The sequence below is a fragment of the Pseudomonas sp. H2_A10 genome (genome assembly GCF_054680085.1).
Genome location: NZ_CP162821.1, coordinates 5364097 through 5385415, shown reverse-complemented (window position 1 = coordinate 5385415; position 21319 = coordinate 5364097). Strand labels below are relative to the sequence as shown.

Sequence of the window (21319 nt, the reverse complement as noted above, 5' to 3'; positions counted from 1 at the left end):
GCTGAAAACCCAAGTCGCCATCATTGGCGCCGGTCCCTCCGGACTGCTGCTCGGCCAGCTGCTGCATAACGCCGGGATCCAGACGCTTATCCTGGAGCGCCAGAGCGCCGATTACGTGCAAGGCCGTATCCGCGCCGGGGTGCTGGAACAAGGCATGGTCGACCTGCTGCGCGAGGCCGGTGTCAGCCAGCGCATGGAGGCCGAAGGCCTGGTGCATGATGGCTTCGAACTGGCGCTCAATGGCCAGCTCACCCATATCGACCTCAAGGCCCTCACCGGCGGCCAGTCGGTGATGGTCTACGGCCAGACCGAAGTCACCCGTGACCTGATGGCCGCTCGCGCCGCCGCCGGGGCCCAGACTTTTTACGAAGCTAGCCATGTGCAGCCCCACGACCTGAAAACCGATCGCCCCTGGCTGACCTTCGAGCACCAGGGCCAGGCGTATCGCCTGGACTGCGACTACATCGCCGGTTGCGATGGTTTCCACGGCGTGGCGCGCCAGTCGATCCCTGCGGAGTCATTGAAAGTCTTCGAGCGCGTCTACCCCTTTGGCTGGTTGGGCATCCTCGCCGACACGCCACCGGTGCACGATGAACTGGTGTACGCCAAGCATCCGCGTGGCTTTGCCCTGTGCAGCATGCGTTCGCCCACCCGCAGCCGCTATTACCTGCAAGTGCCGGCCGAGGAGCCGCTGGATGAGTGGTCTGACGCGCGCTTTTGGGACGAACTGAAAACCCGTCTGCCCAGCGCCCTGGCCGCACAGCTGGTCACCGGCCCCTCGATTGAAAAAAGCATCGCGCCGCTGCGCAGTTTCGTGGTGGAGCCGATGCAATACGGGCGCCTGTTCCTGCTCGGGGATGCGGCGCATATCGTGCCGCCCACCGGTGCCAAGGGCCTGAACCTGGCCGCCAGTGACGTGAGCACCCTGTTCCGGATCCTGCTCAAGGTGTATGGCGAAGGACGCGTGGATTTGCTGGAACGCTACTCCGCCATTTGCCTGCGCCGCGTGTGGAAGGCCGAGCGGTTCTCCTGGTGGATGACCTCGATGCTGCATCAATTCCCGGAGGCCGATGGCTTCAGCCAGCGCATTGCCCAGAGCGAGCTGGAGTACTTCATTCACTCCGAAGCCGGGCGTAAAACCATCGCGGAAAATTACGTCGGGCTTCCTTACGAGGCTATCGAATAGCCTGCTATCGTATCGAGCATTGCCGTGGGCTGCCGTTGCCTGCCGGCCTGGCTCGAAGGTTCTACCGTGACTCAGCTCAATCAGCCCGCACCGCCGCTCCCGGCGGTGCGCAGTATCCTCGCCTCGTTGATGATGGCGATCTTCCTTGGCGCCCTGGACCAGACCATCGTCGCAGTGTCCATGCCCGCCATCTCCGCGCGGTTCCACGATGTCAACCTGCTGGCCTGGGTGATCTCCGGCTACATGGTGGCCATGACCGTGGCGGTGCCGATCTACGGCAAGCTGGGCGACCTGTACGGGCGCCGCCCGATGATGCTGATCGGCATGGGCCTGTTCACCGTGGCGTCGCTGTTTTGCGGCCTGGCCCAAAGCATGGAGCAACTGGTGCTGGCGCGGGTGCTGCAAGGCATCGGGGCGGGGGGGATGATCTCGGTGAGCCAGGCGATCATCGGCGACATCATCGCGCCCCGTGAGCGCGGGCGTTACCAGGGCTATTTCAGCAGCATGTATGCGGTCGCCAGCGTGGCCGGGCCGGTGCTGGGCGGTTACATGACCGAATATCTGTCGTGGCGCTGGGTGTTCCTGATCAACCTGCCGCTGGGCGCCGGCGCCTGGTACGTGGCCTATCGCACCCTGGTGGGGCTGCCGATGCCGCAGCGCAAGCCGATCATCGATTACCTCGGCACCGTGCTGATGATCATCGGCCTGACCGCCTTGCTGCTGGGCATCACCGAAATCGGCCAGGGCCGGCCTTGGCGTGACAGCCAGGTGCTCGGCCTGCTGGCGTGCGCGCTGGTGGCGTTGACGCTGTTTGTGTGGCACGAACGCCGTGCGCCGGAGCCCTTGCTGCCGATGCACCTGTTCGCCAACCGCAGCGCGGTGTTGTGCTGGTGCACGATTTTCTTCACCAGCTTCCAGGCCATTTCCCTGACAGTGTTGATGCCGCTGCGCTTTCAGGCCGTGACCGGCGGCGGTGCCGACAGCGCGGCCTTGCACTTGCTGCCCCTGGCGATGGGCCTGCCGATGGGCGCGTATACCGCCGGGCGCATGACCTCGGTGACTGGGCGCTATAAACCGATGATCCTCAGCGGTGCGCTGTTGAGCCCGCTGGCGATTATGGGCATGGCTGTGAGTGCGCCTCAGGACGTGCTGCTCACCGGCGTGTTCATGCTGCTGTGCGGGATCGCCGCCGGCATGCAATTTCCGACCTCGCTGGTGGGCTCGCAAAACTCGGTGCAACAGCGCGACATCGGCGTTGCCACCAGCACCACTAACCTGTTCCGCTCCCTTGGTGGCGCGGTGGGCGTGGCCTGTATGTCGGCGTTGCTGCTGGCGTTGTTGCAGGACTCCAGCTTCGCCCACCTGGCCAGCGGTGCGCTGGTGGCCGAGGGCAGTTCCGGCAACGTGTTGTTGGACGGGCTGAACGCCGCTCCAGGCCCGGCGCAGGATGCCTTGCGCGGGGAACTGGCGGTGACGTTCCGGCATTTGCTGATGGTGAGTGCAGCGGTGTCTCTATTGGGGCTCGCGGCCGCCATCGCCATGCCGAATCGGGTACTGCGCGGCCGCGAAGACAAGGCCAGATAACGGACACCATAGAGATCAAAATCTGTGAGGGGGCCTGCCCCCCCCCACATTTTTTTACCGCATTTCAGCTTCAGGGGCTGTAGTAACCCACCGCCACCATGAAGTGCCCGCTCTTGCGGATATAAGCATGTTTGTTCTCGACCTTATCGGTCACCGGGTTTTTCCAGCGGTACTTGTATTCCCCCTGGTCCTGCTCGGCCATCAGCTTGAGAATCGGCTCGCCCACCGGTTTGCCATCCGGGTCCTTGATCTTGCTGAAGTCCGTGTTGATCAGTCTCAGGTTGGTGCCGTGGGCCACGTAGCGTCGGGTGTTCAGGTCCACCACAAACACATACAGGTCGTCCTGCAGGAAGCCACCCTGCAATGAGTTGATGGCCTTGAGCGTGCCGGCCTCATCCTTGACCAGCGCGTTCACCGCCTTGTTGCGCAGGGCGCGCGCCTGTTCCGGCGTGGCCCGTGGCAGGTAATAACCCACCGCGAGGATGCGTTCGCCGACGCGCTGATAAAACACATGCTTGTGCTCGACCTTGCCGTCGTTCCAGTTCTGCCAGCGGTAGTCGGCCTGCTGGATACCCTGGCCTTCGGGTACCTTGAGGGCGTCCTTGAATGACTGGCGCAAGTCCGGCCCCAATACTTCAGACACGTCGCGGCCGATCAAGGCCGAAGAGGGCCCGCCGCTGGCCAGCAACACACCTTGGGTATCGACCACGAATACGTAGCGGTCCTGGTCGATAAAGTCGCCCTGGCGGCTGAACGTGGCGAATGCCTTGTCGCCATGGCTCTGGTAGTAAGCCAGGGCTTTTTCCAGCAGGGCCTTGGCCGCCTCGGCGTCTTGAGCCTGAGTTGGATTGGCGTGCACCTGGCTGAAACACAACAACAGCAGCCAGGTGATCCGCAACAGTGCCTTCATGACCCGTCCCTCGTTTTGTTGATTTCCAAGAGCGTAGACGGTGCCGGCTGATCAGAGCGGTTTGTCGGGAGGTATTTACCCTCCAACTGCCTGCCGCCGCGCCGCGTGCCCGTTGATCAAGGCGCCGCCAGCCACTGCTTGACGATGGCTTGGTACTCGCCTGTGGCCACGTTCAGGTGCAGCCACTGGTCGACATAGCTTTTCCAGGCCATATCGTCGCGCGGCAGCAAAAAGGCTTTTTCGCTGTACTGCATCTGCCGCTGCGGGTTGACCGCACACAGCCCGGGCTTGAGTTTTTGCTGGTAACGCGCTTCGCTGGCGTCGGTGATCATCACATCGGCTTTGCCGGCGAGCAGTTCGTCGAAGATGGTCACGTTGTCGTGCAGGCGGATCTGCGCCTGGCCCAGGTGGGCGCGGGCGAACACTTCGTTGGTGCCGCCGACCGGCTCGATCACCCGTACCTGCGGCTGGTTGATCTGTTCGACGGTCTGGTAGCGCTGCACATCGGCGCAGCGCACCAGCGGGATCTTGCCGTCTTCGCCGAGAGACTGGCTGAAGAACGCCTTTTTCTGGCGCTCCAGCGACACCGAAATACCGCCTACGGCGATATCACAGCGCTTGGCAAGAAAGTCCGGCATCAGGGTTTTCCAGGTGGTGGGCACCCAGATGAGCTTGGCAGTGAGGCTCTTGGCCAGGGACTCGGCCATGGCAATGTCGATGCCTTCATAGGTGCCGTCGGCGCGCAGGGAGGTATAGGGCTTGTAGTCGCCGGTGGTGCACACGGTGAGGGTGCCGCGTTGCAGCACTTCATCCAGGCGCGACGGGGCGGTGTCGGCCAGGGCGCTGGTGGCCAGGGTTGCCAGTACACACAGGGCGAGCGGAGCTTTCATGCGGTCGAGTCCTTGGGGCATGGTCGGGGGCAGCCATTATTTCCAGCGCGGGGCAGGGTGGCAAGGCGCGGCGAATGTTTAGCCGGGTTGCAACCACACTCCGGCATCCCTGAATTTAACCGCCTGCCCAGGCGTGTGACGCTGCGGGCCTGTACCTCACCGTGATTCGCCCATGGACGGTTCCGCTGATACGCACCTTGCGACACTGCCGTCCACGCTGGCGTTCTGGGCGTTGTTTCACTGTCGGCATGCACGCCCTCCAGACACCTCTCTCCTACGTTGATCTACCCCATGGATGACGCGCGCCTGTGCGCATCTGCCCGGCGGCGCCCGCGCGCCCGCCAGTCGCAACCGTATGAGAACCGCCATGAGTGTGTTTGCCAGCCTGCACGAAGCCCAATCCTTCCTTGAGCACAACCCCGACATCGAGATGTTCGAGCTGTTCATCCTCGACAACAACGGCGTACCGCGCGGCAAGTTGCTGCACCGGGATGAACTGTTGGCGGTGTATCAATGCGGGCGCCCGTTGCCCAGCACCATCCTGGGCCTGACCATCAATGGCGACGACGTGGAAAACTCCGGCCTGGTGTGGGACGTGGGCGACATCGACTGCCGCGCCTACCCGATCAGCGGCAGTTTGCAACGCATGCCCTGGCGCCTGATCCCGACCGCCGCGGTGCAAGTCAGCATGCACCCCACTGAAGGCCTGCCCGCCACCGTGGCCGACCCTCGGCATTTGCTGGCCAGGGTAATCGACGCGCTCAAGGCCGACGGCTATTACCCGGTGATGGCGGCCGAGTTGGAGTTCTATCTGCTCGACCAGAAACCCGATGGCAACGGCCGCCCCCAACCGGCGCGGGATGTCGACGGCGGTCGCCCGCGTTCGACCCAGGTCTACGGGTTGCGCGAACTGGAGCAGATCGAACCCTTCCTCGCTGACCTCTACAGCGCCTGCAAGCTGCAAGGCATTCCGGCGCGCACGGCGATTTCCGAGTACGCCCCGGGCCAGGTGGAAATCACTCTGCAACACCGCGCCGATGCCCTGCAGGCGATGGACGAAGCCGTGCGCTACAAGCGCCTGGTCAAGGGCGTGGCCCACAAGCACGGGATGAGCGCCTGCTTCATGGCCAAGCCGTTCGACGACCTGGCGGGCACCGGCATGCATATGCACGTGAGCCTGGCGGATGCCGAGGGCAACAACCTGTTCGCCAGCGAGGCCGGCGACGGTACGCCGCTGCTGCGGCATGCGGTGGGCGGCATGCTCGGCACGTTGCTCGACTCGCTGCTGATGTTCTGCCCCAACGCCAACTCCTATCGGCGCTTCCAGGCCAACAGCTACGCACCCCTGGCCGCCACATGGGGGGTGGACAACCGCACCGTCAGCCTGCGCGTGCCGGGCGGCCCGGCCAGCTCCCGGCACATCGAGCACCGTATCTGTGGCGCCGACGCCAATCCCTACCTGGCCGCCGCCGCGATCCTGCTCGGCATCCACCGGGGAATCCGCGAACAATGCGACCCCGGCGCGCCGGTCGAGGGTAACGGTTACGCCCAGGCCAAGAGCCTTTTGCCCACCGACTGGCTCACCACCCTGCGCGCGCTGGAAGATTCCAGCTGGGCCAGGGAGGCATTCGGCAGCGAGTTCCTTGGCGTGTACCTGGCGGTCAAACGTGCTGAATATCGCCAGTTCATGGGTGAGGTGGGGGAGCAGGATTGGCGTTGGTATTTGCATCAGGCCTGAGCCGATCAACGGGCGTGATGGCTTCGACCTTTTTTTCACGTTGCAGTGGTTAAGCTGCGAATCAAGGTCGTTCACTCCCGTTTAACCCTTATGAGCCGATGATGTCGCCACAACCTCCCTCCTCGATCGAGATCGAATACGCCGAACGCTGTGACCGCGAACACGCCAGGGCCTGCGGCGACACGCGCCCGCCTGGGCTGCGCCGCCGCCTGGCGTCGTGGCGCGACGAGTGGTTGGTACGCCAGGCGCTCAAAGTGGCCGGCGAACCGGGGCTGATCCTCGACCTGGCCTGCGGCGCGGGGCGGTTCTGGCCGGTGTTGGCCGAGCACGTCAACCGGGTGATCCTGGCGTCGGACAACTCCCAGGCCATGCTCGATCACGCCTGTACCCATCACCCGGCGGCATTGCTCAAGCGGATCAAGACCTTTCAGGGCTCGGCGTTTTCCATTGGTCTGTCGGCGAATGCGGTGGATTGCATCTTCTGCCTGGAGTTGTTTCGTCATGTGCCCAGCAGTGAAGGGCGACTGGCGTTGCTGCGCGAGTTTCACCGGGTCAGCCGCGACACGGTGATTGTCTCCGTCAACTCGCGTACGGCAGTGGACGATGAGTTTCGCCAGGCCGGCTTCAAAGTCCTGAATTACCAGGAATTCATTCCGGGCTCCGCGCTGTGGCGTGTCTACGTGCTGCGTAAGAAAGGATAACCATCCCCTGTAGGGCTATTCTTCGTCTCCTGTCTGAGTTTTCATGGTTGCCTGTGCACTGTGGATGCTCGCAAGTCCCTTTCGCGATATATACTGCGCGCCATTCTTCAAGGGAGAGCCGTGTGGCCATCGATATTCACTGGATCTGCGACAACGATAGCCTCGGCCAGCACTGCGCCGAATGGCAGCAGTTGCCATTCGTCGCCCTCGACACCGAATTCATGCGGGTCGACACCTTTTATCCCATTGCCGGGTTGATCCAGATCGGCGATGGCGCACGCGCTTACCTGATCGATCCCCTGACCATTGACAACTGGCAACCCTTGGCCGCGCTGCTGGAAAACCCAGCGGTGATCAAGGTGGTGCACGCCTGCAGCGAAGACCTCGAAGTCTTGCTGCGTCTGACCGGCAGCCTGCCGGTGCCGTTGTTCGACACCCAATTGGCGGCGGCTTACCTGAACCTCGGCTTTTCCATGGGCTATTCGCGCCTGGTGCAAGCCGTGCTCGACATCGAACTGCCCAAGGGTGAGACGCGTTCGGACTGGTTGCAGCGGCCATTGTCCGAGACGCAAATCAGCTACGCCGCCGAAGACGCGGTGCATTTGGCCGAGGTCTACATTCGCCTGCGCCCGCAGCTGTCCGACGACAAATACGCCTGGGTGCTGGAGGACGGTGCCGAACTGGTGGCCAACCTGCGCCGCGAAGTCGACCCGTACGAGGTGTACCGCGACGCCAAGCTGGCCTGGAAACTGTCCCGCGCTCAACTTGCCGTGCTGCGAGAGCTGTGCGCCTGGCGCGAGCAGCAAGCCCGCGCCCGCGACCTGCCGCGCAACCGCATCGTTCGCGAGCACTCGTTGTGGCCCCTGGCCAAATCCCAGCCGGACAACCTCGCCGCGCTGGGCAAGATCGAAGACATGCACCCGCGCACCGTGCGCCAGGATGGCCAGTTCCTGCTGGACCTGATCAAACGTGCCGGCAGCCTGCCCATGGACCAATGGCCGCCCGCCGTGGCTGAACCGCTGCCGGTGGATGCCGCCGCGCTGATCAAGCAACTGCGTGCCCTGGGCCAAACGTTCGCCGAGCGCCTGGACATGGCGCCGGAACTGATGCTGCGCAAGAAAACCCTCGAAGCCCTGGTTAAAAGTGGCTACCCCGATGGGCCTTACCAATTGCCAGACTCGCTGCGTGGCTGGCGCCGCGAGTTGATGGGCCAGGCGCTGCTCGACAGCCTGGCCACTGCCGGAGAACAGCCTTGAAACGTATCTGCTCCATCTATCGCAGCTTGAAAAAAGACGGCATGTACCTCTACGTGCTCAAAAGCGATGCCCTCGAGCGCGTGCCCGAGCCCTTGATGGCCGCCTTCGGCAAGCCGCACCACGCGTTCGACATGGTGCTGACGCCCGAGCGCAAGCTGTCGCGCGAAGACATCGCCGTGGTCCTGGAAAACCTCGACACGCAGGGCTACCACCTGCAAATGCCGCCGGCCGAGGACGAGTACATCGAACACTTGCCCGAAGAGCTGCTGCGTCGCAACGACCCGATGTGATCGACCGGTGCTCTGTCCTGGGCACCTGCTTCAATGAAATCGTATTAGTGGGCGGTGGCCGTAAGGATGCGGGCGGCCGTCTGCACTGTTTTTGAAAGGTTTGAACCATGCGCGTTCTGATTGCTGAACAGGATCACCCGCTCTACGCACAATTGCTCAACGACGTGGCGCCGGACCTTGAGGTGCTCACCAGCGGCGACTCGGCCGAACTGTCGCGCCTGGCCGCCGATTGCCCGGTGTGGCTGGGCCAGCCGGACCTGTTGGCAACGCTGTTGCGCCAGGGCCATCGTCCGCAATGGCTGCAATCGACCTGGGCTGGCATTACGCCGCTGCTGGCCGAAGGCTTGCCGCGCGATTATCGCCTGACCCGCGCGGTCGGCATTTTTGGCCAGGTCATGGCCGAATTTGTCCTCACCTACATGCTGGGCCATGAGCGCGAAGTGCTGGCGCGGTTGGTCAGCCAGGTCGAACGCAAGTGGGACAACCGCACGGGCCAGAGCCTGGCGGGGCGCAAGGTGTTGATCGTCGGCACGGGCGATATCGGCCAGAGCGTCGCCGAGTTCCTCGTACCCTTTGGCGTGAAGCTGTACGGCATCGCCAGTACCGCGCGCGAGCAAGCACCCTTTATCGAAGTGGCCGGGCTCGAACAACTGGGCCGGCTGGTAGGGGAGGTGGACTACGTGATCAACCTGCTGCCCAACACGCCTAATACCCACGATGTGTATAACGCCGCGCTGTTCAAGCAGTTCAAGCCGACGGGCTTGCTCATCAACGTGGGCCGTGGTGTGGCGGTGGTCGATGCCGACCTGGTCGAGGCATTGAAAGAAGGGCACCTGGCCGGCGCGGTGATCGACGTGTGCCGCCAGGAACCGCTGCCGCAGCGCCACCCGTTCTGGACCGCCTGGGGCCTGTTGTTGACCGGGCACAGTTCCGCGCCGACGTCGCCGCCGATGATGGTCGAGTTGTTTTTACAGAACCTGCGTGCCTACCGGACCAAGGAAACGCTGCGCGGGGAAGTTGATTTCGCACGGGGTTACTGACACGACGCAATACCAATGTGGGAGGCCTACAGGCTGAAGTCACCTTCGCAAACCAGCTCGCTCAACGGCTTGCGCGGGCTTGGCGCTTCACGATCTTGCAGGTACTCCGGCAAGCTCGACTTGTCTCCCAGCTTGCCAATCGCCACGGCGGCATGCAGTGCATAACCGTCTGGAATCTTCAGCTCCTTGCGCGTCAGGTCCTGATCGAAGCCGGCCATGCCGTGGGTGTGCCAGCCGCTGAGGCTGGCTTGCAGCGCCAGGTGCCCCCAGGCCGAGCCGGTGTCGAAGGTATGCCACAGCGCCGGGGTTTCTTCGGTGGCGCCCGGAGCGATGAAGTCGGTTTTCGAGGCGATGATCACCAGGGCCGACGCATGCTGCGCCCAGCCGCGGTTGAATTCATTGAGCAGGCCCAGGAAACGCGCCCAGTCTGCCGTGTCGCGGCGCGCATAGAGGAAACGCCATGGCTGCGAGTTATAGGCCGACGGCGCCCAGCGTGCGGCTTCGAAGAAACTCAGCAGGGTGTCTTTCGGGATGCTCTCGCCGGTGAACGCGCGCGGCGACCAGCGGTCGGTGAATTGAGTGTGGATCGAGTGGTCGGCAACACGTGGATTGGCGCTCATGGGCGGCTCCTGAAGGACGATTCGGCGTTCCAAGCTACTGCGCGCCCACTGGGCTGACAAGTCTTGTAACGCCGCCAGTCGTAAGCACTTGGTTCCGAAGGCCTTGGGTACTAGACTGGCGACCTTTTCACCTACCGATACTGATGTAGAACCATGGCCGCCAAAGTCGAACCTTTCTGGATACGCAAAACCCTCGAACACCTCGATCAGGAGGAGTGGGAGTCGTTGTGCGACGGCTGTGGCCTGTGCTGCCTGCAGAAACTTGAGGATGAAGAGGACAACAGCGTCTATTACACGCGAATCGCCTGCAAACTCCTTGACCTGAAAACCTGCCAGTGCACCGACTACCCCAACCGGCGCGCCTCGGTCCCCGACTGTATCCAGCTCACCCCAGGCCAGGCCGACCAGTTCAAATGGCTGCCGCCCACCTGCGGCTACCGTCTGGTCAGCGAGCGCAAGGACCTGCCGCTGTGGCACCACCTGGTCTGCGGTGACCGCGACGCCGTGCACCACGAACGCATTTCCCAGTCCGGGCGCATGCTCAGTGAAGGCAGCGTGCCCGAAGACGACTGGGAGGATTACCTGATCTTCCGCGCGGGCTGAACAAGGAGTGTGTATGAAGCTGGGAACCCGGCTGGCGGCAGGCCTGGTGCTGCTGGTGCTGAGCGCTCCGGCCTGGTGCGCCAACAAAGTCGACCTGGACTATCACGTCAAGCTGCTGCCCCAGAGCGATCAGGCGCAGGTGCGTGTGAGCCTGGCCCAGGGCTCGGCGGTGCGCAGCCTGGACTTCGACCTTGGCCGCGACGGTCGCTACAGCGATTTCAAGGCCGACGGCCGGTGGCAGGTCACGGGCAGCCGCGGCGTGTGGCAGCCCAGCGCCGACAAGGCCAGCCTCAGCTACCGCGTACGCCTGACCCAGGCGCTCAAGCCGGGCAGCTATGAAGCGCGTATCACCCCGGGCTGGGCGCTGTTTCGCGGCGAAGACCTGGTGCCTGGCGCGCGGCTGGACCAGCAGGACGGCGTCGAGTTGGTCGCGCGGCTGGTGTTCGAACTGCCGGCCGGCTGGAAAAGCATCGAAACCGCCTGGCCGCGCATCGGCAAAAACAAGTTCCGTATCGACAACGTGTCCCGCCTGTTCGACCGCCCCACCGGCTGGATGCTCGCCGGCACGCTCGGCAGCCGCCGCGTGCGCCTGGGCGAAACCGAAGTCACCGTGGCGTCGCCCAAGGGCCAGGCCATGCATCGCATGGATGTGCTGACGTTGCTGACGTTCGTCTGGCCGCAGGTGGAAGCCGTGTTCCCGCGCCATCCGGGCAAACTATTGGTGGTGGGGGCGAGTGACCCGATGCGCCGTGGCGCATTTGCGGCGCATGACTCGATTTACCTCAACAGCCGCACGCCGTTGGTCAGCGAAAACGGCAGCAGCCCGTTGATGCGTGAAGTGGTGCAAGCCATTGGCCGTTTCAACGACCACGACACCAGTGACTGGATCAGCGAAGGGTTGGCGCAGTACTACGCCATCGATCTGCTGCGGCGTGCCGGCGGCATCACCGATGAGCGCTATAAAGCGATACAGGTGCGCTTGGCCAGGGAAGGCCAGGACGTGACCACCCTGCGCGGCGAACACGTCAGCGGCGCGACGGTGTCACGGGCGGTGTTGGTGATGCAGGAGCTGGACCGCGAGATTCGCGTGAAAACCCATAACAAGCGCTCGCTGGACGATTTGGCGCAGGCGGTGATGCGGGCCGATAGCGTCAATACCCAAGGCTTCGTTCAATTGGCCGAGAGCATCCTGGGCGAATCGTCGGTGGTGCTCGATTCCAAACTCCTGCGCTGATTCGTAGCCCTGCACAAAACGAAATGTGTGGGGGGCTTGCTCCCGATAGCGGTGGTTCAGTCACTGATGTATTGACTGACACACTGCTATCGGGAGCAAGCCCCCTTCCACATTGGAATCTCCAATAGTCTGGAGGCCGAGGTCAGCCGGTGGTCTTCACCGCTTTTTCAGCCGCCACTTCCGCCTTGGTCTTCAAGTTTTTCAACTCTTCACCCGCGCGCTCAATCTTGGTACGCACGCTGTTCATTTCCTGGCGACCCTGCTCCAGCTTATCCTTGAGCGAGCTGTGCCCGGTAAAACCACGGGCCAGCGCCACGCCGCCGATCGCCACTTGGATCAAACCGAAAATCCCGCCACGCCGCAGGCCTTTGCCCACCATCATCACGCCACCGGCCACCGAGCCGATGCGCTCCCAGCCATGCACGTTTTGCGTGGGTGGGGACTGAAGTGGCGCGGGTTCGATGATAGGTCGCACGGTTTTGCTGTCGCTCATAATCTGTCTCCAACAAGGGCAAGTGTAAGTAGCTGACTGTCGGCGAGAGCCGGATGTTCCCGAAAACTCAGTACTTGGGGCCCGAGCGGGTGTTATTGCCCTTGGCCATGCGGTCGTAGAGCACCACATTGACGGTGGCGGCGAGGTTCATGCAGCCGGTAGTGGGGATGTACACCACGTCTTCGCACCAGTCGCGAATCTCTTTATCCAGCGAGCCGTCTTCCGGGCCGAAGATATACAGCGCACGGTCGGGGTGGGTGTACTCGGGCAGCGGGCGGGCGCCTTCAACCAGCTCCACCGCAACCGGGATGCAGCCCAGGGGCAGGATTTTTTTCAGGTCATCGATACCGATCAGCGGAATGTCGTGGTGGACCTTCTTGGTGTCGGTGATGAAGTCTCGGGCGCGCTCGTAGCGCACGCCGGTGTAGAACACCGAGGCCACGCCGTAGCAGCCGGCGGCACGCATGACCGAACCGACGTTTTCGGGAGATTTGGGGTTATACAGGCCGATGCAGCTGTAGCGTTTATTGCCCACGGGGGAAGGTGCCTTGGAGAAAAGCGGCGATTATACGGCCTGAAGGTGATGTATTGCTTGGGCCACCGCTCTCGGGAGCCAGCCCCTTCCCACCGTTTGAACGTATTCACCCATCAACGTGTGGAGGGGGCTGGCTCCCGATGAGGCCGCAAGGGCCTCTTCAGTCGTCTTTCTTCATCAACCCGGCCAACGCCGCAAACGGGTTGTGCGTGGCCTTGGCAATGGTCGGGCTGCTGGTGGAGCCTTCGCCGAAGTACTGTTGGTCGGTGTAGCGCGAATGTTCGTTGTCGTGACAATACAGGCACAGCAATTCCCAGTTGGAGCCGTCCTGGGGGTTGTCATCATGGTTGTGGTTACGGTGGTGAACGGTGAGTTCGCTCAGGCGTTTGCCGGCGAATTCACGGGCGCAACGGCCACATACGTGGGGGTACATCTTCAGGGCTTTGTCGCGATAGCCCATTTCCCGGTCGCGCTGGGCATCGGCGAGAATGCGGTCCAGCTTGGCGGTGTGGGAGGGCGGGTTGGTCGAGCTCATCATGGCTCCTGGCTGTCTGGTGGGTCACGGATAAGCTTGATTCTAGCCGCCGGCGCGCGTTTGTAGTATCAGTTCATTCAATTCATCAGGAGCTGAACCCTATGCGCCGGTACACCTGGATACTTGCACTGCTACTCGGCGCCCTGGCGGCTCAGGCCCAGGCGTTGTCGACGCCCAGGCCCGGGCAGGTGATCGAGGTCGCCCTTGAGCAACTGCACCCGACCCAGGCCGTGGTCGGGTTCGACCAGATCTATTACAGCCTCGGGTTGTTTGCCGACAAACCTACCAAAGCCTTCGATGAATACTGCGAGACCAACGGTCAGGGCGAGGCCGACAAGGTGCCCAAGAACGCCAAGCTGCTCCAGCCCACCAGCTTCACCTGCAAAGACCCGGTAGGCGCGCACCCCGAGGACATGAAAACCGTGGTTGTCGGCCCCGGCGGCCAGTTGTACCTGACCGACGGTCATCACAGTTTCACCACATTATGGGAAGCCCCCGGTGGTGGCCCGCAGCTGAAAATGTGGGTCAAGGTCACCGACGATTTCAGCAACAGCCCGGACCTCGCCACCTTCTGGCAACGCATGGAAGCGGCCCGCAAGGTTTGGCTCAAGAACAATCAGGGGCAACCCCTGCAGCCCGGGCAACTGCCGGCGCACCTGGGGTTCAAGAACTTGCAGGACGACACCTTTCGCAGCCTGGTGTATTTCACCCGCAAGGCTGCCTACGGCAAGCCGGACGCGGGGGAGGTCGCACCGGAATTTCTGGAGTTCTATTGGGGCAACTGGCTGCGCACGCAAATGGATCTGGGCCAGTACGACCTGAACAAAAAAAGCGGCTACAGGGACGCTATCGAAGCGGTGGCCAAACGCATGGTCCGCCTGGCACCGGGCGCACAGGTCGGGAACAGCGGCTTCACCGCCCAGCAACTGGGCGGCATGACCCAGCTGGACCGCGATGAACTGGAAAAGACCTTCGATAAGAAAATCCCGTACGTGATCGACTACCGCAATTCCCATAACTGACCAGGGATCAACAATGTGGAAGGGGGCTGGCTCCCACATTGATCTTCAGTGTTGTGCTCAGCCCTTGAGCTTTTCCGCAATCCAGATGGTGTGCCGGGTGCCTTTGTTGCCATGGGCGAACACCTGCACTTCCTCGGCCTTGAAGCCGGCCTTGCGCAGTTTTTCGCTGAACAGCCTGTCGGCGCTGGCCGACCACACCGCCAGTACGCCCTTGGGGCGCAGGGCCTTGGCGCAGGCGGCCAGGCCACCGGCGGAGTAGAGCCAGCTGTTGGCTTTTTGCGTGAGGCCTTCGGGGCCGTTGTCGACGTCGAGCATGATCGCATCAAAGCCCTGAGGCTCGGCTTGCAGCACCTTGGCCACGTCTTCCAGGCGGATCACCGTGCGCGGGTCGAGCAACGGGCGCCCGGATTTTTCCCCCAGTGGGCCACGGTTCCACTCCACGACGCCGGGCACCAGTTCGGCCACCACCACTTCGGCGGTCTTGCCCAAATGCTTGAGCGCCGACGCCAGGGTAAAGCCCATGCCCAAGCCACCGATCAGCACCCGTGAAGCCGGGCGGCCAGCGACCTTGCGGCAGGGGATTTCGGCCAGCGCGTCTTCGGAACCGTGCATGCGCGTGTTCATCAGTTGGCCGCCATCACCGCCCTGGATCTTGATGACAAAATCCTCACCGTATTCGAACAGGCACAAGGCACCGCCGTTGTCGGGGATCGGGGTGGTGTCCAGCAGAACGAAACGTTTCATGGAAATCTCATTGGGAAGGGCATTCTTGCGCGGTTGGGAGTAGCCTTACGACATTCCGGTCAGGCCATGGAGCCATCGATGAAGTGCAGCATTCTAACGGTCATTGTGTTGAGCGCGCTCGCCTGCGGTGGGGTACGGGCTCAGGAGTTGCAAACCGTACCGGTCGCACCCGCGCCAACCCCCGGTGCGCCGGGCACGCCGACACCGACGCTGTACCCGCAAGTCACCCCGCCGGCACTGCCCAAGACCAACGGCTCGCCGCCCTTGACGCCTATTGTGCTGCCCGCGCCGCCGAAGGACCAGACCGTGCCTGGCCTGCAGCAGAACGACAGCAAGCCGAAGACGCCCGGCGGTTAAAACTGTTGATTGAGTAATTGGCCATCCGCCATGCGCAGGCGCTTGGACAAGGCAATCGCAATCGCCCGGATGATCTTGGCGGCAATCCTGGGCGCTTCGTTGAGCATCTTTTCCAGGGAGTCCTTGCCCAGGTTCAGCAGCACGCAGTCACTGGCGGCCACGCAACTGGCGGAACGTCGCTCGCCGTCGAGTACCGCCATTTCACCGAAGGCCCGGCCACTGCGCAGGGTGGCGATGGTCAGGCGTTGCCCGTCATGGTTGGTTTTTTGCACCGCCACCTGGCCGCTGTGGATGATGCACATGAAGGTGCCGGCATCGCCTTCGAGGAAAATCGCTTCATCGCGGGCTATGGTGCTGATGTTGAAGTAGCCGGCGGCGATGTGGAAATCTTCCGGCAACAGAGGGTCAAACAGGCCGCAATCCATGAGCATTTCGCGGATTTCTGTTTGTAGGGAAGAACTCATCAAAGTCGGTAGTGCCATGGCTGCAATCTTGATCCATCAATCCGTGGGCGGTCCTGTGTTCAGACAAAACCGCCGCCCTTAGTTCCTTAAACCAGCCCCAGCGCCTTGAACACAAATGCATATTCGAGCGCTACGTCACGTAATCCCTGGTAACGACCGCTCATCCCCCCGTGGCCGGCACCGAGTTCGGTCTTGAGCAACAGCAGGTTGTCGTCCGTCTTGGTGTCACGCAGCTTGGCCACCCATTTGGCCGCTTCCCAGTACTGCACGCGGCTGTCGTTGTAGCCGGCGATCACCAGCAGGTGCGGGTAGGCCTGGGGCCGGACGTTTTCGTACGGCGCATAGGCCTTGATGCGTTCATACACCTCGGGCTCTTCGGGGTTGCCCCATTCGTCGTACTCGGTGATGGTCAGCGGCAGTTCCGGGTCGAGCATGGTGTTGAGCACATCGACAAACGGCACTTCGGCAATCGCCGCCTGGAACAGCTCAGGGCGCTGGTTGAGCACCGCGCCGATCAACAAGCCACCGGCACTGCCGCCACTGATCGCCAACTGTTTGGAGGTGGTCAGGCCGTTGTTGATCAGGTGTTCGGCGCAGGCGATAAAGTCGCTGAAGGTGTTCTGCTTGTGGGCCTGCTTACCGTTGCGGTACCAGGCTTCACCCAACTCGCCGCCGCCGCGCACGTGGGCGATGGCAAACGCCACGCCACGGTCGAGCAGGCTCAGGCGTGCGTGGGAAAACCATGGGTCGAGGCTCGAGCCGTAGGCGCCGTAGCCGTACAGGTACAGCGGCGCGGCTTTACCGAGCTGGTCGCGCTTGACCACCAGGCTGATCGGCACCTGGGTGCCATCGGCGGAAGTGGCCCACAGGCGTTGGCTTACGTAATCGTCGGCGTTGAACACGCCCAGCACCGGAGTTTCCTTGAGCACCTGTTGCGCGCCGCTGGCCAGCTCCAATTGACGCACCTGGGCCGGGCGGTTGAGGGCCTCGTAACGCAGGCGAATCTTGTCGCTGGCGAACTCCAGGCTGTTCTGTACGTAAAGGCTGTAGGCGGCGTCGGGCAATTCCACGCGATACGCCGGCACGCCCTGAGGGTGCACTTCGATCACCGGCAGGCCACCGATGCGCAGGCTCAGGGTCATGGCACCGGTATTGAGGCTCACACCGTCGAGCATCACGTCATCGCTGTGGGGGATCAGGTTTTGCCACTCAGCCTCGGTGGGCACGTCGCCAATGTCGGTGGCCACGAACAGCGCGTAGTTGATGCCGTCCCGGTTGCTGCGGATAAACCAGGTCCAGGCACCATTGAGTTGGCCGTGGTCGACATCGTATTCGTGGTCCTCGACCCGAGGCGCCAGGCAGGTAAAGGCCAGGTGCGGCTGGTCGGCGTCCAACGCCCAGACTTCGCTGGTGGTCTTGCTGCCCAGGGTCAGCAGCAACTGGCGTTCGGAGCTGGAACGGTAGCAATGCAGGAAGAAACGTCCGTCGGGCTCGTGGAACACTTCCTGCGCCGCCGTGCCGTCCAGGCGATAGCGGTAGAGTTTGTGCGGGCGGTGGGTGTCGTCCAGTTCGCCGAAGAACAGGGTCAGGCTGTCATTGGCCCAGGTCATGCTGCCGTCGCAGTCCTGAAACTCCAGTTCGCTGACCTTGCCGTTGGCCAATTCCTTCACAAACAGGGTGTAGATCTCGTCACCGCTGGTGTCGAGGCTGTAGGCCAGGCGCTGGTGGTCGGGGCTGATGCTGAACGCGCCGAGGGAGAAGAAGCCGCCGTTGGCCAGTTCGTTCGGGTCCAGTAGCAGCTCTTCGCTGCGCTCGTCCACCTGGTTGCTGTCGTCGGCCGGGCGGCGGCAGCGGTAGTGGCGGGCGTACTCGTCGCCAGCGGTGGTGCGCGTGTAATACAGGTACGGCCCCCATGGTGAGGGCAGCGACAGGTCGGTTTCGAGGATGCGGCCCTTGATCTCTTCGAACAGGCTTTCGCGCAATGCGGCCTGATCGGCGAGTTGGGCGTCCTGCCAGGCGTTTTCGGCCTTGAGGTAATCGAGTACTTCGCGGTTGTCACGCTCTTGCAGCCAGGCGTACGGGTCTTGGCCTGGGGCCTTGCGGGCGATCGGGGCGGTCGATATAGGCATGGATCACTCTCTGTCTGGCGGACGGTGGCAGGCATTGCAGCCGCGACACGCAAAAGCCGTTATCATAGCCGCCTGTTTGCCTACCTTGCCATGGACACCATGACCGAGAACGACTATCTGACCGCGTGGGGCCTTTACGCCTTTGCCGCTTTGGGCTGCCTGTTGGTGTGGTGGCGCATGACCCGCTGGATCTGGCGCTGGCTGCGCGAGCCGCTGCAATTGCTGATGGCGGTGCTGTTGTTCAGCCCGACCATCGTCGACCCGGTCAAGACCCAGTTTGCACCGGCCGTGGCCATCACCGCCCTGGACCTGGTGCTCAAGGTCGGCAACAACGCCTGGCGGGCGATTTCCGATTTGTTCATGTACACGATGATCGCCTTTGGCGTGTATCTCATCATTGTCTTGATCCGCTGGCCCATCGAGCGCGCGGCCAATGCGCGCCGTGAGCGCAAGGCCGCTACGGATGCCGCCCTGGCCGCCGAGCCGCACGAGGATGACGACGAGCCATTCCGTCGCCCGGCGCCGGGCGGCATGCGGGTCGAACCGCGCCTTTAACGTTGCAGCGAGAGCCCTGGCATGTGTGAATTATTGGGCATGAGTGCCAACGTCCCCACCGATATCGTGTTCAGCTTTACCGGGCTGATGCAGCGCGGCGGGCGCACCGGCCCCCACCGCGACGGTTGGGGCATCGCCTTCTATGAGGGGCGCGGCCTGCGTCTGTTCCAGGACCCGGCCGCCAGCAGTGAGTCTGAAGTCGCGCTGCTGGTGCAGCGTTACCCGATCAAGAGTGAAGTGGTCATTGGCCATATTCGCCAGGCCAACGTGGGCAAGGTGAGCCTGGCCAACACCCACCCCTTCGTGCGCGAACTGTGGGGGCGCAACTGGTGTTTTGCGCATAACGGCCAACTGGCGGATTTCAGCCCGCGAGCCACCTTTTACCGGCCGGTGGGCGATACCGACAGCGAAGCGGCCTTCTGCGATTTGCTCAACCGTGTGCGCGAAGCCTTCCCGGAGCCTGTGGACATCGAGCAAATGCTGCCCGACCTGATCGCGGCCTGTGCCGAATACCGCAGCAAAGGCGTATTCAATTGCCTGCTCAGCGATGGCGACTGGCTGTTCTGCTACTGCTCGACCAAATTGGCCCAGATCACCCGCCGCGCCCCGTTTGGCCCGGCGCGCTTGAAGGATGTCGACGTGATCGTTGATTTTCAGGCCGAAACCACCCCCAATGACGTGGTGACGGTGATCGCCACCGAGCCGTTGACCGACAATGAAAACTGGACCCGCTACGAACCGGGCCAATGGAGCTTGTGGCGACGCGGTGAATGCGTCAGCCAGGGCATTACCGAGTAAGGATATCGACCATGCTGCTCAGCTATCTGCGGTTGGTGCTGTTTGCCATTGGCCTGTTGGTCGGGGTGCAAGTGCCGGGGTTTATCAACGACTACGCCAAGCGCGTCGAAGCTCACCTGATCGAAGCCCAAACCGGCTTGCGCGGGTTTGAATCCACCGCGCAGCAGTTTTTCAAGGGCGACTTGCACGCGTTGGTGGCGCACTACCGCGCCAGCGATGACCCGGTGTTCCAGAGCGACGCCAACAGCCTGGGCGCCATGCTCGATCGCCAGGTGGCATTGGACAAGCAATTCCAGGCCATGCAAGGCCCGTGGTACATCCGCGCGCTGCAAGTGGCGGTGGCGGCCGACCCGGATATCCGCCTGGAAACCTGGAACGGCTACAGCTACCAGATTCTGCTGACGCCAGAGGCGATGGGTTGGGGCCTGGGCGGGGCGATGTTGTTGTCGTTCGGGTTGGAATGCCTGTTCCGCCTGATCGATTGGATCGTGCTGGGCGGCAAGCGCATGCGCCAGAGCCGGCCGATCGAAGAGCGTGACCTCAAAGGCCTCTAAAGACCCAACTCGGTCAAACTGTGGGAGGGGGCAAGCTCCCTCCCACATTTTTAATCGTGTTTCGTCAGGGCAGGCAGCACCATCCGCTCTTCGCCGACTTCCTCGGCATACCGCGCCACCGCCTTCTGACACAACCCCACAATCTCCTCCACCAGCTCCACGCCCACGCGCCACGACACTACCACCTGCAAGTGCGGCAAGCGCTGCGCCAGCGGCAACACCACCAATTCCCCGCGCGCCAGTTCTTCGCTGACCAGCACCGGCGGCAATGCGCCAATTCCAAACCCGTCGCGCAGCAAGCGCGTGATCGCCGACACCGAATTCACGCAGTTCATGCGCGGCGCGGCCACGCCGTTGACCTGCATCAGGCTCAGTACATCCTGGTGCGGGTGGGAGTTTTTCGAGTAGGTGATGATGCGCTCCTGGGCCAGTTCGGCGAGGGACGCGTAGTCGCGGTTATAGATCGACCGGCTGGCGACGATCCAGGCCATGGGATGGCTGCACAGCTCCAGGCTGCGCACGGTTTCGAGTCGCAGCAGGTCGGTTTGCAGGATCAGGTCGAGGAAGCCTTTTTGCAGCTGATCGCTGAGGTTGAGCGCGGTATCGGCGACCAATTCGATTTCCACCAGCGGGAAATGCTCCATCAGTTCCGCCACGAACGGGCTCAGCCACGTGTGGATGACGGTGTCCATCGCGCCGATGCGAATCCGCCCGACCTTGCTGCTGGTGGTTTCCAGGGACTGTTTCAAACCCTGCATGGTCACCATCATCTGCTCGGCGTAATCGAGCACCTTCACACCGTCCGGGGTCAGGCTCACACCGCGCGAATCACGCAGAAACAGCTTCACGCCCAGCTCGCTTTCCAGCACTGCGATGCGGCTGGAAATCGAAGCCTGGGTGGTGAACAGCTTTTCGGCGGTCAGGCGAAAGCTCTTGAGCCTGGCCACCCAGACGAAGGTTTCGAGGAACTTCAAATTCATGGGATCAACTTTTTCTTATGCATGGATCGGTTTTTATTAGTTGGACGCCGTTGCCGGCCAGCGCCAAAAATCGAGCCATTCCACGATAAGCGTGGTTGGGT

The 21319-nt window shown here is 62.7% G+C and carries 24 protein-coding genes; 14 read left to right on the top strand and 10 right to left on the bottom strand.

The window, feature by feature from the left end; all coding sequences use genetic code 11:
• Position 1 precedes the first annotated feature (1 nt).
• Positions 2-1186: a 4-hydroxybenzoate 3-monooxygenase gene (gene pobA, locus AB4O23_RS25010; RefSeq protein WP_175404186.1), complete on the top strand. Its 1185-nt coding sequence runs from the start codon at positions 2-4 to the stop codon at positions 1184-1186.
• Between the two features lie 66 nt (positions 1187-1252).
• Positions 1253-2770, top strand: coding sequence for an MDR family MFS transporter (locus AB4O23_RS25005; RefSeq protein WP_065877356.1), 1518 nt, complete (start codon positions 1253-1255; stop codon positions 2768-2770).
• A 70-nt stretch (positions 2771-2840) separates the two neighbouring features.
• Here AB4O23_RS25005 and AB4O23_RS25000 read toward each other — a convergent pair whose 3' ends face one another.
• On the bottom strand, positions 2841-3680 hold the full coding sequence (locus AB4O23_RS25000) for a cache domain-containing protein (RefSeq protein ID WP_217855977.1): 840 nt from the start codon (positions 3678-3680) through the stop codon (positions 2841-2843).
• Between the two features lie 116 nt (positions 3681-3796).
• Positions 3797-4570, bottom strand: a complete 774-nt coding sequence (locus tag AB4O23_RS24995; RefSeq protein ID WP_460061090.1) for a transporter substrate-binding domain-containing protein — start codon at positions 4568-4570, stop codon at positions 3797-3799.
• Between the two features lie 367 nt (positions 4571-4937).
• Here AB4O23_RS24995 and AB4O23_RS24990 point away from each other — a divergent pair, with 367 nt between their 5' ends.
• The 5 genes from AB4O23_RS24990 (at position 4938) to AB4O23_RS24970 (ending at position 9595) form a co-directional block, all read left to right on the top strand.
• Entirely contained in the window at positions 4938-6308 is a 1371-nt protein-coding gene (locus AB4O23_RS24990; protein WP_068934963.1) for a glutamine synthetase family protein, read from the top strand.
• A gap of 101 nt (positions 6309-6409) precedes the next feature.
• Positions 6410-7009 (top strand): class I SAM-dependent methyltransferase, encoded by a 600-nt coding sequence (locus AB4O23_RS24985; protein WP_017526692.1) that lies wholly within the window; start codon positions 6410-6412, stop codon positions 7007-7009.
• Between the two features lie 122 nt (positions 7010-7131).
• The gene (gene rnd / locus AB4O23_RS24980; protein WP_017526691.1) at positions 7132-8265 is read left to right on the top strand and encodes a ribonuclease D; all 1134 of its coding nucleotides are present in this window, start codon (positions 7132-7134) and stop codon (positions 8263-8265) included.
• Positions 8262-8555: a YcgL domain-containing protein gene (locus AB4O23_RS24975; protein WP_017526690.1), complete on the top strand. Its 294-nt coding sequence runs from the start codon at positions 8262-8264 to the stop codon at positions 8553-8555. Before rnd ends, AB4O23_RS24975 begins: the two co-directional genes overlap by 4 nt.
• A 107-nt stretch (positions 8556-8662) precedes the next feature.
• On the top strand, positions 8663-9595 hold the full coding sequence (locus AB4O23_RS24970) for a D-2-hydroxyacid dehydrogenase (protein ID WP_065877067.1): 933 nt from the start codon (positions 8663-8665) through the stop codon (positions 9593-9595).
• A gap of 26 nt (positions 9596-9621) precedes the next feature.
• On the opposite strand, the gene AB4O23_RS24965 is transcribed toward AB4O23_RS24970, so the two are convergent.
• Positions 9622-10215 (bottom strand): nitroreductase family protein, encoded by a 594-nt coding sequence (locus AB4O23_RS24965; protein WP_017526688.1) that lies wholly within the window; start codon positions 10213-10215, stop codon positions 9622-9624.
• Positions 10216-10368: 153 nt separating this feature from the next.
• Here AB4O23_RS24965 and AB4O23_RS24960 point away from each other — a divergent pair, with 153 nt between their 5' ends.
• Both AB4O23_RS24960 and AB4O23_RS24955 read left to right on the top strand, forming a co-directional pair.
• Positions 10369-10818: a YcgN family cysteine cluster protein gene (locus AB4O23_RS24960; RefSeq protein WP_016971382.1), complete on the top strand. Its 450-nt coding sequence runs from the start codon at positions 10369-10371 to the stop codon at positions 10816-10818.
• 13 nt (positions 10819-10831) lie between these two features.
• The gene (locus AB4O23_RS24955) at positions 10832-12052 is read left to right on the top strand and encodes a hypothetical protein (protein WP_017526687.1); all 1221 of its coding nucleotides are present in this window, start codon (positions 10832-10834) and stop codon (positions 12050-12052) included.
• 142 nt (positions 12053-12194) lie between these two features.
• Here the strand turns inward: AB4O23_RS24955 and AB4O23_RS24950 are convergent, their stop codons facing one another.
• The 3 genes from AB4O23_RS24950 to AB4O23_RS24940 form a co-directional block, all read right to left on the bottom strand.
• Positions 12195-12545, bottom strand: coding sequence for a YgaP family membrane protein (locus AB4O23_RS24950; protein ID WP_017526686.1), 351 nt, complete (start codon positions 12543-12545; stop codon positions 12195-12197).
• A gap of 67 nt (positions 12546-12612) precedes the next feature.
• Complete coding sequence (locus AB4O23_RS24945; protein ID WP_017526685.1) at positions 12613-13080, bottom strand: RNA methyltransferase; 468 nt, start codon at positions 13078-13080, stop codon at positions 12613-12615.
• 160 nt (positions 13081-13240) lie between these two features.
• Complete coding sequence (locus AB4O23_RS24940; protein WP_003210675.1) at positions 13241-13615, bottom strand: YajD family HNH nuclease; 375 nt, start codon at positions 13613-13615, stop codon at positions 13241-13243.
• Positions 13616-13716: 101 nt separating this feature from the next.
• Between AB4O23_RS24940 and AB4O23_RS24935 the strand changes: the two genes are divergently transcribed.
• The gene (locus tag AB4O23_RS24935) at positions 13717-14637 is read left to right on the top strand and encodes a ParB/Srx family N-terminal domain-containing protein (RefSeq protein ID WP_017526684.1); all 921 of its coding nucleotides are present in this window, start codon (positions 13717-13719) and stop codon (positions 14635-14637) included.
• Positions 14638-14694: 57 nt separating this feature from the next.
• Here AB4O23_RS24935 and AB4O23_RS24930 read toward each other — a convergent pair whose 3' ends face one another.
• The gene (locus AB4O23_RS24930) at positions 14695-15381 is read right to left on the bottom strand and encodes a spermidine synthase (RefSeq protein ID WP_017526683.1); all 687 of its coding nucleotides are present in this window, start codon (positions 15379-15381) and stop codon (positions 14695-14697) included.
• A 78-nt stretch (positions 15382-15459) separates the two neighbouring features.
• Between AB4O23_RS24930 and AB4O23_RS24925 the strand changes: the two genes are divergently transcribed.
• Positions 15460-15738: a hypothetical protein gene (locus AB4O23_RS24925; RefSeq protein ID WP_026067166.1), complete on the top strand. Its 279-nt coding sequence runs from the start codon at positions 15460-15462 to the stop codon at positions 15736-15738.
• Here the strand turns inward: AB4O23_RS24925 and AB4O23_RS24920 are convergent.
• Together AB4O23_RS24920 and AB4O23_RS24915 are read right to left on the bottom strand one after the other, a co-directional pair.
• Positions 15735-16220: a cyclic nucleotide-binding domain-containing protein gene (locus tag AB4O23_RS24920; protein WP_065877064.1), complete on the bottom strand. Its 486-nt coding sequence runs from the start codon at positions 16218-16220 to the stop codon at positions 15735-15737. The two genes, AB4O23_RS24925 and AB4O23_RS24920, sit on opposite strands and share 4 nt — an antisense overlap.
• Positions 16221-16288: 68 nt before the next feature.
• On the bottom strand, positions 16289-18331 hold the full coding sequence (locus AB4O23_RS24915) for a S9 family peptidase (RefSeq protein WP_065877063.1): 2043 nt from the start codon (positions 18329-18331) through the stop codon (positions 16289-16291).
• Between the two features lie 24 nt (positions 18332-18355).
• Between AB4O23_RS24915 and AB4O23_RS24910 the strand changes: the two genes are divergently transcribed.
• Genes AB4O23_RS24910 through AB4O23_RS24900 form a run of 3 tightly spaced genes read left to right on the top strand, consistent with a single transcriptional unit; the run spans position 18356 to position 20238 of the window.
• Entirely contained in the window at positions 18356-18886 is a 531-nt protein-coding gene (locus AB4O23_RS24910) for a hypothetical protein (protein WP_017526679.1), read from the top strand.
• Between the two features lie 21 nt (positions 18887-18907).
• Positions 18908-19684 (top strand): class II glutamine amidotransferase, encoded by a 777-nt coding sequence (locus AB4O23_RS24905; RefSeq protein WP_003172536.1) that lies wholly within the window; start codon positions 18908-18910, stop codon positions 19682-19684.
• Positions 19685-19695: 11 nt separating this feature from the next.
• Positions 19696-20238, top strand: coding sequence for a DUF2937 family protein (locus tag AB4O23_RS24900; protein ID WP_017526678.1), 543 nt, complete (start codon positions 19696-19698; stop codon positions 20236-20238).
• A gap of 50 nt (positions 20239-20288) precedes the next feature.
• Here AB4O23_RS24900 and AB4O23_RS24895 read toward each other — a convergent pair whose 3' ends face one another.
• A complete protein-coding gene (locus AB4O23_RS24895) occupies positions 20289-21218 on the bottom strand; it encodes a LysR family transcriptional regulator (protein WP_460147531.1) in 930 nt (309 codons plus the stop codon).
• Positions 21219-21319: the final 101 nt, after the last annotated feature.